The organism is Pseudomonas fluorescens (genome assembly GCF_902497855.1).
GTDB classification, from domain to species: Bacteria; Pseudomonadota; Gammaproteobacteria; order Pseudomonadales; family Pseudomonadaceae; genus Aquipseudomonas; species Aquipseudomonas fluorescens_BI.
In genome coordinates this window covers 226,692-238,370 of sequence record NZ_CABVHU010000006.1, presented here as the reverse complement: position 1 = coordinate 238,370, position 11,679 = coordinate 226,692, and the positions used below count along the sequence as shown (strand labels likewise).

Sequence of the window (11,679 nt, the reverse complement as noted above, 5' to 3'; positions counted from 1 at the left end):
ATTACTCATTGCATAATTAGGTTATTTAGAACGTAATTTAACAAGACCTGCGTGTCAAGCACACTCAGCAGCGCTGTCTCGACACTCTGATCTAAGCAGAAGGTAACGATCGTTGACGCCGAGACATGATCACCATATCATTATTTACTTACACGATAATTTAATTACGCAATGCGTAATTTTATTTTCCGGATTTTGCCATAGGCCCTTAAAAAGGGCACCGAGACCACAGACAGCTACGTGGAGGGCAGCACCTTGAAAGGTCCTCCGCGAGCACTGGAAGGAGAACAACGTGCATCTCAACCCCAAGACCACTGCAATCATTGCCATGGATTTCCAGCCAACCATTCTCGGCACTCTGGAAAACCCTGCACCTTTGCTTGCTCGCGTACGAGAGGCCATTCGTGTGACTCGCGCGCAAGGAGGTTATGTGGCGACGGTCCGCGTAGCCTTTACGCCCGAGGAGCTCAGCAGCTTCCCGGCTTCCAGCAAGATGGGCCTAAGAATGCAGAGCATCGCCGATAAGGTCATGAGCGATGCCGCCTCGACCCAGGTAGTTAGCGAGATCGGTGCGGCACCCACTCACTGTGCGGTGAGAAAAACACGGGTGGGACCGTTCCTGACCACGGACCTGGACACTCAATTGAGAAATGCGGGGATCGACACTGTTGTTTTTGCCGGCATTCATACCAGCGGTTGCGTACTGACAGGTGTTCGAGAGGCCAATGACCTTGATTACCGGATCATTGTCTTATCCGATGCCTGCGCCGATCCGGACACCGTGGCGCACGACGCACTGATGCACACTATTTTTCCAAAACAAGCAGATGTCATGAGCGTGTCTGAATACTCAAACCTTTTGCTGAGCGAACCCCAGTGACCCGAACCGGTAAGCCAAGGATAGTAAAAATTGGAGGATGATCAGCGTGATAGATCCAGTCGACCATGTCGCCATTATTCAACTGTATGAAGACTACAACCACACCATCGATACGGGAGCAGCACACGCCTGGAGTGCAACGTTCACGCTGGATGGAGTGTTTTACCATCCTGTCAGAACCTGGAGAGGCGAAGAGGAACTTCTGGCGTTCTTCGAACAGCGCGAATCTTCGTTACGCGCATCCGCCAACGTCGAACTAAAACACTGGAATTCAAACATCATCATTGAGGGCGACGATAAAAACGCTACGGCCACATGTGAGCTTTTGGTGTCAGGCATTCGCTCGCAAGACGCGCACTCAATAGTGGTCGCGCGCGGACGCTACCAAGACCGTCTCGTCAGGACTGACCAAGGGTGGCGCTTCCTAGAGCGACGGCTCTGCATCTCATGAACCTTTCGACCTTCAACGCTGAACTGAGTGCAGAGCCGCGCACTCAGCCGCCCCAACCCACAAGAGGACTCTACATGACAAACAATGCACCTGAGGTTGAAATCGAAACACGGGGACACGTAGCCGTCGTCACATTTTCAAACCCGCCCTTTAACTATTTCAATGCCCAACTACTTGAATCCATTGCTAGTGCGCTACAGAACATTGATGACCAGCCTGAGACACGGGTGGTACTGCTCAGGTCCACGGGCAAAGTATTTTGTGCAGGAGCCGATTTTTCCGACCAAGAAGGTCAAGGTAACGCGCTATTTGACCCAGCAGATATTTACCGCGCTGGCTTGAAATTATTTCAAACCCGAAAACCGATCGTCGCCGAAATTCAGGGCGCAACCGTGGGCGGCGGCCTTGGCCTGGCAATGGTCGCGGACTTCCGGATAGCGGCAGAGACTGCAAAATTCACAGGAAACTTCACCAAGATTGGTATCCACGCAGGCTTCGGGCTGACGCACACGCTGCCTCGTATCATCGGACATCAAGCTACAGCGTTGCTGCTGTACACAGGTAGACGCATTTCTGGAAAGGAAGCGCAGGTCATGGGACTGGTAGATGAGGTAGTGCCCCTCGAACAACTTCACCAGACCGCATTCAAACTCGCTGAAGAGATCGCAGCAGCCGCGCCGCTAGCAGTTGAAGCAACACGACAAACGCTAAGAGCGGGCCTGGCAAATGCGATTGCTCAACAAATACTGCACGAAACTACCGAGCAGATTCGGCTGTTCAAGACAGATGATTACAAGGAAGGCGTCGAAGCAGTTAAAGCAAGACGTGAAGGCCGCTGGACCAGAAATTAGAAAGGGACGCTCTGATCGCAGACAGTAGGACCAAGGACAGACAGTGGCTTTAGTCATCACGCGTCCAGCGTACAACGTTGTGACTTACCCAATTTCCGCGACTAATAATAAAAAGAGGATTTATGAATACATTGCGTGAATCAACGAATACCGACTACGTCAGTGTCGCCCCCCGCAACGAATGGTCAGCAGGGGCTACGACATTGCTGGCAAGCTTTCTTGCGATGGCCACTTCCTGGAATGTGGTTTCCGTCGCCCTCAGCGTATTTCTCAAGCCTATGCAAGCCGAACTCGGCTGGACACGCATCGAACTGTCGATCGCCCCTTTAGCCGGGCTTATCACGGCATTTATGCTGCCCTTTACCGGACTATTGTTAGATCGATTCGGCCCACGTAAAGTAGCTCTCTGCGGGACCTTAATGATGGCGATTACGCTGAGGCTGTTTGGTTTTTTACCGCCAGGACCGTTCGCGTTTGCCGCACTCATCTTCATGCTAGCGATAGCGGGATCCACGATAAACTCGCTAGTCCTCGCCCGTGGCGTCGCCAACTGGTTTCAACGTCGGCTCGGCACAGCGCTCGGAATCCTGTTCGCGGGTGCATCGGTGGCACTCGCGCTACTTATTCCGATCATCTCCGGCATTGTCAACGAGAGCGGATGGCGTACCGGCTTTCTCGTCTACTCAGGCATTGCCATACTATTCTCGTTCCCGATTCTATTCGCACTTGTTCGTGAACCTCGCCATCAGCTAGCCTTCACCGGAGGCCTCGCTGCGCCTGACCGCTTCATCGCCCTATTGGCACAGCCGAATTTCTGGAAGCTAGCATCAGCGTCGCTGATAGCCGCGATTCCGATTGGCGGCGTGATCAATCATCTGATCCCTTTACTTACCGACCGAGGCATGAACATTGCCCAGGCTGCACAGCTTGGATCTGTATTTGCTATCGCAATTGGTATCGGTGGCCTGATTACCGGCACCCTTTACGACCGCCTGCATCCACCGCTGGTAACTGCTGTGATTCTTGCGCTCGCTGCAGGTGGCACCGCCATGCTTTGGATACTGCCTGTTGGAAACGCTGAAACGGCAGTGGCGTTCAGCGCGCTACTGGCAGTAGGGCTTACCGGTCTCGCTACGGGCACCGAAGGCAACTACATCATGTATTTTTCCAATCGACTGTTCGGGCTTCGCAACTTCTCACGCGTCACGACGCTGCTGGGATTAGTGATTAGTATCGGAATGGCGGCCGGCGGACTTGTATTTGCCTTGGTCTTCGATACTACAGGGGCTTACAACCTCGCCCTAGTCGGCAGCATCGCCCTCTACCTCGTAGCGGCGGGCGTATTTCTAACGATCTCGCTGCCAAAACGATCGCACGCGTTGTAGAACAGCAGCTATCTAAGCAACTTCCGTCATCAACTGATTCGAAGGAATAAAAACTGACGCGGCAGATGCCCTAGATTCGAGAGTCACCATAAGGGTGTCTCGGTCGCCGACGCCATTGCAGGACCAGCTACTGAGGCTTTGCGTGGGCTGAATTCTGGGCAGCTGCATAAACACTGCACTCGGGAGATATGGATGAAATACTCAGTTGGCAGCCTTTTTTCAGTTTCAGGCAAGCGTGCTGTAGTCACCGGTGGCAATAGCGGTATCGGCAAAATGATGGCGGAGGGCTTGGTCAAGGCAGGTGCCGACGTAACGATCGTCGCACGCACGGCAACTACTTCTGCAGCTACGGTTGAGGAGCTCTCAGAGTGGGGCGCTATCCGCGCCATTCAAGGAGATATTTCAACGGTTGGCGGTATCCGAGAGGTGGTAGCAGAACTGGGCGAAATCTCTCTCGATATCCTGGTCAACAATGCCGGGCTACTCGAGCAAAGCCCAATTGATACCTACACAGAAGTTATGTGGGACACCGCTTTGGATCTGAATCTCAAAGCCGCGTTCTTTCTCACCCAGGCTCTTCTGCCAAATCTGCGCCAAGCTGGAACTCCGGAAAGCCCGGCACGCGTTATAAATATCAGCTCGGGCCATGGCTATCGAATTTCGCCGTTCGACCACTTTGGATACACGGCATCCAAAGCGGGCCTGATCCACCTCAGCCGTCAGCTTGCCCAAAAGCTTGCTCCGTACCACATCAACGTGAACGCAATCGGGCCAGGCATATTTGCCTCGCAACAGACTGCAGGTTTCTCCGAAGAGCTAATTCACAGAATCACTTCAGGAATACCATGCGGACGCATGGGTGAGGCAGACGATATTGTTGGATCACTTATTTATCTTTGCTCAAGAGCTGGCGCTTATACGACGTCGACGTTCCTTCCCGTTGACGGTGGTTGGGCAGGAATCGCTTGATCATATCGCCAGGAATGGGCGTTAACGAATATGAAGACCAAATTTGACGGTGCAACGATGAGCCCAAATTTTGCGGTGATGCGAAAATATAAAATGAGCGCTTACGACGGTCTACTACAGTCCAAACTCGATCTGGAAGCAATATTACCTAAGCCGCCAACGAGGCTAGCCAATGGTGCTGGGAACCAAACTGAGCTCAAGTGTAAGGTTCACACAACACTTTTCGTCAGCGACGGTGTCAAGGATCGGGCCCGTACGATTGCCGAGCGACTATCGGCGTCCAGGAGGTACCTGTAATGAGTAGCCGTCTCGCAGGAAAAGTCTGCATTATCACTGGCAGCGGCGGATCGATTGGACGGGCTTCGGCATTAGCCTTCGCACGCGAAGGGGCTAGACTTGTCGGCTGTGATCTTCATGCAGAAAACTCAATTCGTACAACCGAAGAAGTTCGAGAAACTGGCGGCGAAATGGTGTCGGTGGAACCATGCGACCTGACTTCCAAGTCTGACTGCGAGCGTGTTGTTGCACTCGCGATTAAGGAGTTTGGTCAAGTTGACGTGTTGTTCAACAATGCGGGACGACCATTTCACGGCTGGATGGACCATCCTGATGAAGGTCATTGGTATCAGACAATTGACAGCGAGATGCACAGCGTATTCTTGATGAGCAAAGCTACGTGGCCGGCGTTGCAGAATAGCGGCGGCACCATCGTCAACGTCGCGTCTGTTTCAGGTTGGTCGACTTATTCTGATCTGCCCGGCATTGCCCATTCCGCCGCGAAAGGTGCCGTTATTTCCCTAACCCGGCATTTGGCGATGGAGGGGAGGTATTACGGCATTCGCGCTAACTCTATTTCACCCGGCACGATTTCGACACCCGCTGTCGAAACAAAAGCCGAGGACGAAAAATGGGCCACTAGTATGAAGGCCAGGATTATGCGAGGAAGCTTCGGCCGACCCGAAGAGGTTGCTCATGTCGCCCTCTTCCTCGCATCCGACGAGAGTAGCTTTGTCAATGCGGCGGATATCCGTGTCGATGGTGGCTCACTGTCTTGGTGAAATTACAGGCAAGGGAACAGGCCAGATTATCGAGAGTCAATGACGGTGGATGCCGCGGCATAGACAGGTTAAATATCTGCCCTTCAAGACCCGATTGGTGAACGCAGAAAACTGCTATGGGGCCTATGAAAATATTGGGAAGGCCGTTTAGGTTGTAGACAAGTGGAATGATCTAACCGAATTTAAAATCCTAATGAAGCAATCACTACCAGCAGCTTCCCTCCAAGTGGGCGGTGTGGGGATGTTCTGCGGAAGGTCTTTCAATCAGATAAGGAGGTCTATCCGGCCATGTGCGCCGACAATTTCAATCCGCAGGCTAAAACCTTCTATCGGCCGATCGAAGCAGCCTTGAGATGGTGCGGCCTAATACGCTACGAGGCAGAAATATTAAAAGCTACCTGGCACTACCCAGAGAGGCTTGGGACATTATTTCCTCAATGGCCCTGCCTCTACTCGAATACCGAAAAAATTCACGATGCTATGCGCAACGGTGAACTGCCTTACGGCTACCTTGGCGTCTCGGTACCGATTGGCAGCCCCTTAGAGCCTGGTCAAATAACAGTGCGCCATTCGGACTTACGCCTGTGGATGCAACATCACTACCCTGATCAGCGACCGGGATTTCTATTTGAATCCACCAATGACACACATGGAAAAATCAGTCCAGAGGCCTATCTCTACCTCCAGATTGAGCGCGATGCCCTAGTTCAAGAGCGCAATACACTACAACGCCAGCTTCAAGAAATTACGGCCGACCTCAAAGCGCTAGGAGTCGAACAGGAAAGTCTCAGCGCGTTAGTGAGTTCGCAAAGTCAACTCAGCGAGCGCAGCGAACAAACCCTCCTGCAGATCATTGGCGCTCTGATCTACACCATCTTAGATTCGTCACCGGCGGGCAAGCCCATGTCCTTGCTAGAGAATCAAACCGCGATCGTCGATGCCGTCACCGCACGTTTTACGGACACTCCCGGTCTCAGCAAACGTACGCTGGACGCGAAATTCGCCGCGGCTAATCGCGCCCTGAAAAAAACCACTTGACCCCCTAGATTGCAATGCAATGCCGCCAATTGCAGTGCAATGACGTTTTTGCTTTTTTGCTATTGAATTCAGGTCAATTCCACCACGCGCCGATCTAAGCCAGGAGTGACCAGCATGTGCAGCCAATCATCCCCCGTCGATGAAACACGTCAATCGCAAGTCGAGCGCCACATCATGCGGCGCGAAGAAGTCGAACGAAAAACCGGCTTCAAACGGGCTCACATCTACAACCTGATGAAGGAAGGTAAATTCCCTCAGGCTAAACGCATTGGATTGCGCGCAGTCGGCTGGGACTCGCTGGAGATCGAACGATGGATCGTTGAACGCCTGGGCCAGCAGGCCTGATGCCATGCGAGTGATATCGGTGGTTTCAACAAAAGGGGGGGTTGGAAAAACCACCATAGCTGCCAATCTCGGTGGCCTATTGGCAGATGCCGGCCTGCGCGTCCTGTTATTAGATCTAGATAGCCAACCCACTCTCTCCAGCTATTACGCCTTGAGCCAAAAGGCTGGTGCAGGTGCTTACGAGTTCATCGCACTCAACCTAACAGCACCTGCCCAAATTATTTCCAAAAGTATGATCGCAGGGCTCGACCTGATCGTCTCCAACGATGATCAAGGCCGACTGAGTACCTTGTTGCTACATGCCCCTGATGGACGACTGCGTCTGCGTAATCTGCTTGATGCCTTTCGCCCCAGTTACGACCTGCTTTTGATCGACACCCAAGGCGCACGCAGCGTGTTACTGGAAATGGCCATCTTGGCTTCCGATCTCGCCCTCTCTCCCATCACGCCCGAAATGCTCGCCGCTCGCGAACTGCCCCGCGGCACCTTGAAACTGCTCAGTGAGCTCGAACCGTTCCGCCACCTGGGCATTACACCGCCACCTTTGAGATTGCTCCTGAACCAAGTGAATTCCATTCGGGTGGACACCCGGATGATCATCCGTAGCCTGCGCGAAACCTTCGCCGAGGCTACCAATATCTCGGTTCTAGAGACCGCAGTCCCTGACCGAGTGGCTTATCTCAACGCCGCCTCCCTCGGTCTGCCCGCCCATCGAATTGAGGAGCGCCGGTCACATAAACGACGCTCGCCATCAGCGCTGGAAACTATGCAAGCGCTGGCCATCGAGTTGTTTCCGGAATGGCGAGAGGCGATCTCTATGGTGAGCGGATGTGGGGAGGTTCAATAAGACGAAATACCAAGCCGGCATTTCTCGCCAAGTCATTTTTTTCGATGTTGATGCCAACAGCGTTTGGCAAGGAGTCTTTTGATGTTGGATCAGCTTTCCATCATCGTGCAACCATCCATTCGACCACACCACCCGCCTTGCGAGGAGTTCTGCACCGTGGTCTTTCGCCTGCAGGGTGGGCGCTCGGCCATGGGGTGGTTCCTCGCAGAACTTTCCCGACACTTCGAAGGTTCAGGGACTGCCGAGATCGTCAAGTTCGAGGTCGGTGACCATTTGCGCAACCAACGTTAACTGAGGTTGTTCAGATGAAAAAGCTTAGCCAGGAGGAAATCACCGACAAACTACACCAGGCCCACTTCCCTCGAGGTCCAGAACTGGAGCGACTGTCTGACCCACTTACTGACACGCCGATGCTGGTCACTCTGGAGCAGTTGCGACCCTACGAACACAACCCGCGTTTCATCCGTAATCCACTGTATGACGATATTAAGGCCTCGATCCGTGAGCGAGGGCTGGATCAACCACCACCGATTACCCGCCGTCCGGGTGAGACGAATTTCATCATTCGCAACGGCGGTAATACGCGCTTGGCGATTCTCGGCGAACTGTGGCAAGAAACCCGCGACGAGCGCTTCTTCCGCATTCATTGCCTGTTCCGACCTTGGAGCAATGAAATCACCGCCTTACTCGGGCATCTGGCTGAAAGCGATCTGCATGGCCAACTGACGTTCGTCGAACGGGCTCTGGCGATAGCCAAACTCAAAACCATGCTCGAAGCAGAGGGAGCTATGCTCTCACAACGTGAGCTGGCACGACGCCTTGCTACTGGGGGTTATCCAATTTCGCAGTCACACATTAGCCGGATGCTCGACACCCTTGAACACCTACTGCCCGCCATTCCACAAACCCTGTATGCCGGATTGGGTAAGCCCCAGATCGAACGCCTAATCGGCCTACGTAGCCAGGCAGAACGAACTTGGAACCGCTATCCAACTGCCACCGTTGCGTTCGCCGAATTTTGGCTCGGTACCCTGAGCTACTTCGATGCCGAATCCTTCGATCTTGAGCAGATCCAGGATGAACTGCTCGAGCGAATGAGCCGGCTGCTTGGACAGTCCTACCGCATGCTGGCCTTGGAGCTGAGCGACACCCAACGCGTCATATCAACGCCTGGCGACGTCGTCACCACACCCTCAAAGAACAGCCATCTGCCGAACGAGAATGAAGCCGCGGCAGGATCGCCCTCCTCCGAGTCCAGGCCCATTGAGCACACACTCCACAATTCCAAATCAACTGAGGCCAGGCCCCAGACCGAACCAACGCGAGAGGAACCGCTCACACAGCCAGAAACGAATGTCACATCAGCGTTCAGCCCTACGTCACGCGTTCAACAGATTCGCGAACAGATCAACCGCGAGACCTCCACCGAAGTTGCACCGACCGTCGAGGCCTGCACGATCGACGACATCTGGACCATCGCACCAACACTGGATAGCCCCGAACAATTGCGTTTAGCCATTGCCGGACTGGCGCGGGAAATGGCGGTCTATGCCGGACATCCCGAGAGCATCATCGATCAGACGCATGGCTTAGGCTTCGCCCTCAACATCGAGCGAATTGATCTTGCAGTGCCTCGCGCGACCGGTGTTCACCTACTGCTCCTGGCCCTGTTGCGCGCTCAAGACGACGTGAACTGGGAGGATCGCAAGCAACTGCCCTCAGCCCTGTTCGGGCAGCTGTTGTTGGGGGTCTACCAACTCCCGCTGACAGATCGTCCCGCCATGGATGTGGGACTGGAGCGGCTGCCCGACAGGCTGTTAATCAAACTGTATCGCCTGATCCGTTTGGCCCGTCGCCTCATCGACCTAACGCTGCTCCCTGAAGACGACTCACTGGAGAAATTGCCATGAGCCTGACCTTCAATGTACTCAACCAGGCCATGCTGACCCAGGTGTTACACGAGTTGCGTCTGGGTAATTTGCAACGTTGCAAGGCACTCGGGCTGAGTGAGGAAGACATCTACCTGTTGAAATCCTTACCGCCCACCACACTGTCGCGCCTGGCCCATGCCACTGTACCCTGGGTTGAGGTCAAGATTGACTCCCCAGTGCTTCATCGGTTGATCGAACAAGCCGAGCGCGACGAGCAGAACGAGCGATTGATCAACCGAGCGCTCAAGCTCGGCGCCAGCAGCACCATCATGTATCAATACTTCGGCTTGGCGCATTCGGAAACCGCCCTGCGCCGACGTCTGCTCAAGATAGAAACCCGCAAGGGCCGCCCTCAGCATTTGAGCGAAGCACAGGAACATGCACTTTGGCAGCGTTGGTGCCAGCTGCGTGCGCAAGATGGTACTGAAGATCAGCTCGACGCCATGATGATGCTGGCCGAAGAACAACAGATCAGCTTGACCATCGTATGGCAGCAGATCGACCAGTACAGCAACGGAACATGAACACTGCCCCTTCCAAACGCTGGCAGCGTGTCCTGCAGCAATGCACCCAGCAGGTGAGTGAACGCTGGCCCGCCCGCCCTGGCGCTGAACATCCCTCCGACCAGGCGCTGCAAGCTGGCTTTTTGTTCAGTGGCCAATCTCACGAAGTCGTGCCACGTCGGCTGCTGTTGGATAGCCGGCTGACGCCATTGGAACGCAATGCCTGGCAAGTGTTTCGATTCATGCTGCAAGGCCAGGGTGTGGTCACGCCGCGCTATGAGGATTTGCAGCCTTACCTGTCAAGCGTGCCCTACAGTGTGTCAGCCTCCCGTGAAACCATTGCGCGGGTGTTGACGATGCTCAGGTTGACGCGCTGGCTCAGCTTGGTGAGTCGCGGACGTGATCAGCTCAGCGGACGTCTTCAAGGTTCTCTGTACGTTCTGCACGATGAGCCGTTAACCCCCGCCGAAGCCCTCGAACTGGATCAGGATTACCTGGCACTAGTCGGACATGCCCTCGGTCATGCAACGAAGGCGGTGCGCATTGTCGCGCGGCACATTGTGGAAGAAATCCGCCAGGACACAGATATCGAGATGGGTCAACTACCGACACGGCTCGACAGCTGGGGCGAACACTGGACGGAGCAAGAGTTGGATCAGGAAACCGATGCCGCTCTGCACGATTCCGAACTGGGTGGCGATCACCTCGTTCGGAATCGTGCAGGCCCTCGTTCGGATTCCGAATCGGGCCTGAACGCCAGTGTTTCCGGCACCGTTCGGAATCCGAACGCCGCCTGTACTGTATTAAAAGAAAGTACTTGTACTGTACCGCGCGCGACCCCAGCGGTGGATAACCTGCAGTGGCCCGATCCGCTGCACCTGAGTCCAAGCGAGCGTCAGGCCGTCGCCGTGGCGTTGAACAAGCTCAAGCCAGCGGATCGTCAGGCGGTGCTCAACGAAGCCGCCGTACGCTGTGCGGCCGGAGGTATCCGCAAGCCAGCGGCCTATCTGATGGGCCTGATCCAGCGTGCGTTGAAAGGCGACTTTCATCCTTGGGCAAGTCAGACAGAACCTCCATCCGTTGCAGAGCCGCCTCCAACTGCCCCCTCACGTCCATCAAGAAAGCATGGCGAACCCGCCTCCGCCCTCGCCCAAGCGTGCCTGAATGAGCTGCGCCAACTGCGCGAAAAACGCTCTGGACGTCAGTAGATTTGATGCCAGTGGCATCAAATCTACTGAGGTCTAATGTGAGATCGCAAAGGGCCGAACCAGCGCAATCCGGGCGATACGGTCATCGCCATCCAAGGCAACGTTGTCACTGGCGTCACCCTCGAACGTCTCCGGAATTTACTCTCTGACACCAAACCGAACAGACCGCATTCAGCTTTTTGGCTGCCCTTGACCCTCATCTGTCGCAACGTT

General features: G+C 54.5%; 13 protein-coding genes. All 13 read left to right on the top strand.

The genetic code is table 11. The features are described 5' to 3' along the window. Nucleotides 1-292 precede the first annotated feature (292 nt). Nucleotides 293-880: a cysteine hydrolase family protein gene (locus F8N96_RS14770; RefSeq protein ID WP_150798406.1), complete on the top strand. Its 588-nt coding sequence runs from the start codon at nucleotides 293-295 to the stop codon at nucleotides 878-880. Nucleotides 881-926: 46 nt separating this feature from the next. Then, entirely contained in the window at nucleotides 927-1,331 is a 405-nt protein-coding gene (locus tag F8N96_RS14765) for a nuclear transport factor 2 family protein (protein WP_191635351.1), read from the top strand. Between the two features lie 74 nt (nucleotides 1,332-1,405). Continuing rightward, entirely contained in the window at nucleotides 1,406-2,182 is a 777-nt protein-coding gene (locus tag F8N96_RS14760; protein WP_150798404.1) for an enoyl-CoA hydratase/isomerase family protein, read from the top strand. 122 nt (nucleotides 2,183-2,304) lie between these two features. Next, entirely contained in the window at nucleotides 2,305-3,567 is a 1,263-nt protein-coding gene (locus F8N96_RS14755) for an MFS transporter (RefSeq protein WP_150798403.1), read from the top strand. 192 nt (nucleotides 3,568-3,759) lie between these two features. Beyond that, complete coding sequence (locus F8N96_RS14750) at nucleotides 3,760-4,536, top strand: SDR family oxidoreductase (protein WP_150798402.1); 777 nt, start codon at nucleotides 3,760-3,762, stop codon at nucleotides 4,534-4,536. Nucleotides 4,537-4,832: 296 nt separating this feature from the next. Continuing rightward, the gene (locus tag F8N96_RS14745) at nucleotides 4,833-5,594 is read left to right on the top strand and encodes an SDR family NAD(P)-dependent oxidoreductase (RefSeq protein WP_150798401.1); all 762 of its coding nucleotides are present in this window, start codon (nucleotides 4,833-4,835) and stop codon (nucleotides 5,592-5,594) included. A gap of 288 nt (nucleotides 5,595-5,882) precedes the next feature. Continuing rightward, nucleotides 5,883-6,632, top strand: a complete 750-nt coding sequence (locus F8N96_RS14740) for a hypothetical protein (RefSeq protein WP_150798400.1) — start codon at nucleotides 5,883-5,885, stop codon at nucleotides 6,630-6,632. Nucleotides 6,633-6,746: 114 nt separating this feature from the next. Then, entirely contained in the window at nucleotides 6,747-6,977 is a 231-nt protein-coding gene (locus F8N96_RS14735; RefSeq protein ID WP_150798399.1) for an AlpA family phage regulatory protein, read from the top strand. A gap of 4 nt (nucleotides 6,978-6,981) precedes the next feature. Then, complete coding sequence (locus F8N96_RS14730; protein ID WP_150798490.1) at nucleotides 6,982-7,824, top strand: ParA family protein; 843 nt, start codon at nucleotides 6,982-6,984, stop codon at nucleotides 7,822-7,824. Between the two features lie 81 nt (nucleotides 7,825-7,905). Beyond that, nucleotides 7,906-8,115 carry a hypothetical protein gene (locus F8N96_RS14725; protein ID WP_150798398.1) on the top strand — a complete coding sequence of 70 codons (210 nt, stop codon included), beginning with the start codon at nucleotides 7,906-7,908 and terminating at the stop codon, nucleotides 8,113-8,115. A gap of 14 nt (nucleotides 8,116-8,129) precedes the next feature. Then, complete coding sequence (locus tag F8N96_RS14720; RefSeq protein WP_150798397.1) at nucleotides 8,130-9,734, top strand: ParB family protein; 1,605 nt, start codon at nucleotides 8,130-8,132, stop codon at nucleotides 9,732-9,734. Next, nucleotides 9,731-10,279 carry a DUF2857 domain-containing protein gene (locus F8N96_RS14715; protein WP_150798396.1) on the top strand — a complete coding sequence of 183 codons (549 nt, stop codon included), beginning with the start codon at nucleotides 9,731-9,733 and terminating at the stop codon, nucleotides 10,277-10,279. The genes F8N96_RS14720 and F8N96_RS14715 overlap by 4 nt, the downstream gene beginning before the upstream one ends. Then, nucleotides 10,276-11,466, top strand: a complete 1,191-nt coding sequence (locus F8N96_RS14710) for an STY4528 family pathogenicity island replication protein (protein WP_150798395.1) — start codon at nucleotides 10,276-10,278, stop codon at nucleotides 11,464-11,466. The genes F8N96_RS14715 and F8N96_RS14710 overlap by 4 nt, the downstream gene beginning before the upstream one ends. Nucleotides 11,467-11,679 lie beyond the last annotated feature (213 nt).

Coding starts and splice junctions, on each gene's coding strand:
- F8N96_RS14760 (WP_150798404.1), top strand. CDS start 1,406: ATGACAAACAATGCACCTGAGGTTGAAATCGAAACACGGGGACACGTA.
- F8N96_RS14755 (WP_150798403.1), top strand. CDS start 2,305: ATGAATACATTGCGTGAATCAACGAATACCGACTACGTCAGTGTCGCC.
- F8N96_RS14750 (WP_150798402.1), top strand. CDS start 3,760: ATGAAATACTCAGTTGGCAGCCTTTTTTCAGTTTCAGGCAAGCGTGCT.
- F8N96_RS14745 (WP_150798401.1), top strand. CDS start 4,833: ATGAGTAGCCGTCTCGCAGGAAAAGTCTGCATTATCACTGGCAGCGGC.
- F8N96_RS14740 (WP_150798400.1), top strand. CDS start 5,883: ATGTGCGCCGACAATTTCAATCCGCAGGCTAAAACCTTCTATCGGCCG.
- F8N96_RS14735 (WP_150798399.1), top strand. CDS start 6,747: ATGTGCAGCCAATCATCCCCCGTCGATGAAACACGTCAATCGCAAGTC.
- F8N96_RS14730 (WP_150798490.1), top strand. CDS start 6,982: ATGCGAGTGATATCGGTGGTTTCAACAAAAGGGGGGGTTGGAAAAACC.
- F8N96_RS14725 (WP_150798398.1), top strand. CDS start 7,906: ATGTTGGATCAGCTTTCCATCATCGTGCAACCATCCATTCGACCACAC.
- F8N96_RS14720 (WP_150798397.1), top strand. CDS start 8,130: ATGAAAAAGCTTAGCCAGGAGGAAATCACCGACAAACTACACCAGGCC.
- F8N96_RS14715 (WP_150798396.1), top strand. CDS start 9,731: ATGAGCCTGACCTTCAATGTACTCAACCAGGCCATGCTGACCCAGGTG.
- F8N96_RS14710 (WP_150798395.1), top strand. CDS start 10,276: ATGAACACTGCCCCTTCCAAACGCTGGCAGCGTGTCCTGCAGCAATGC.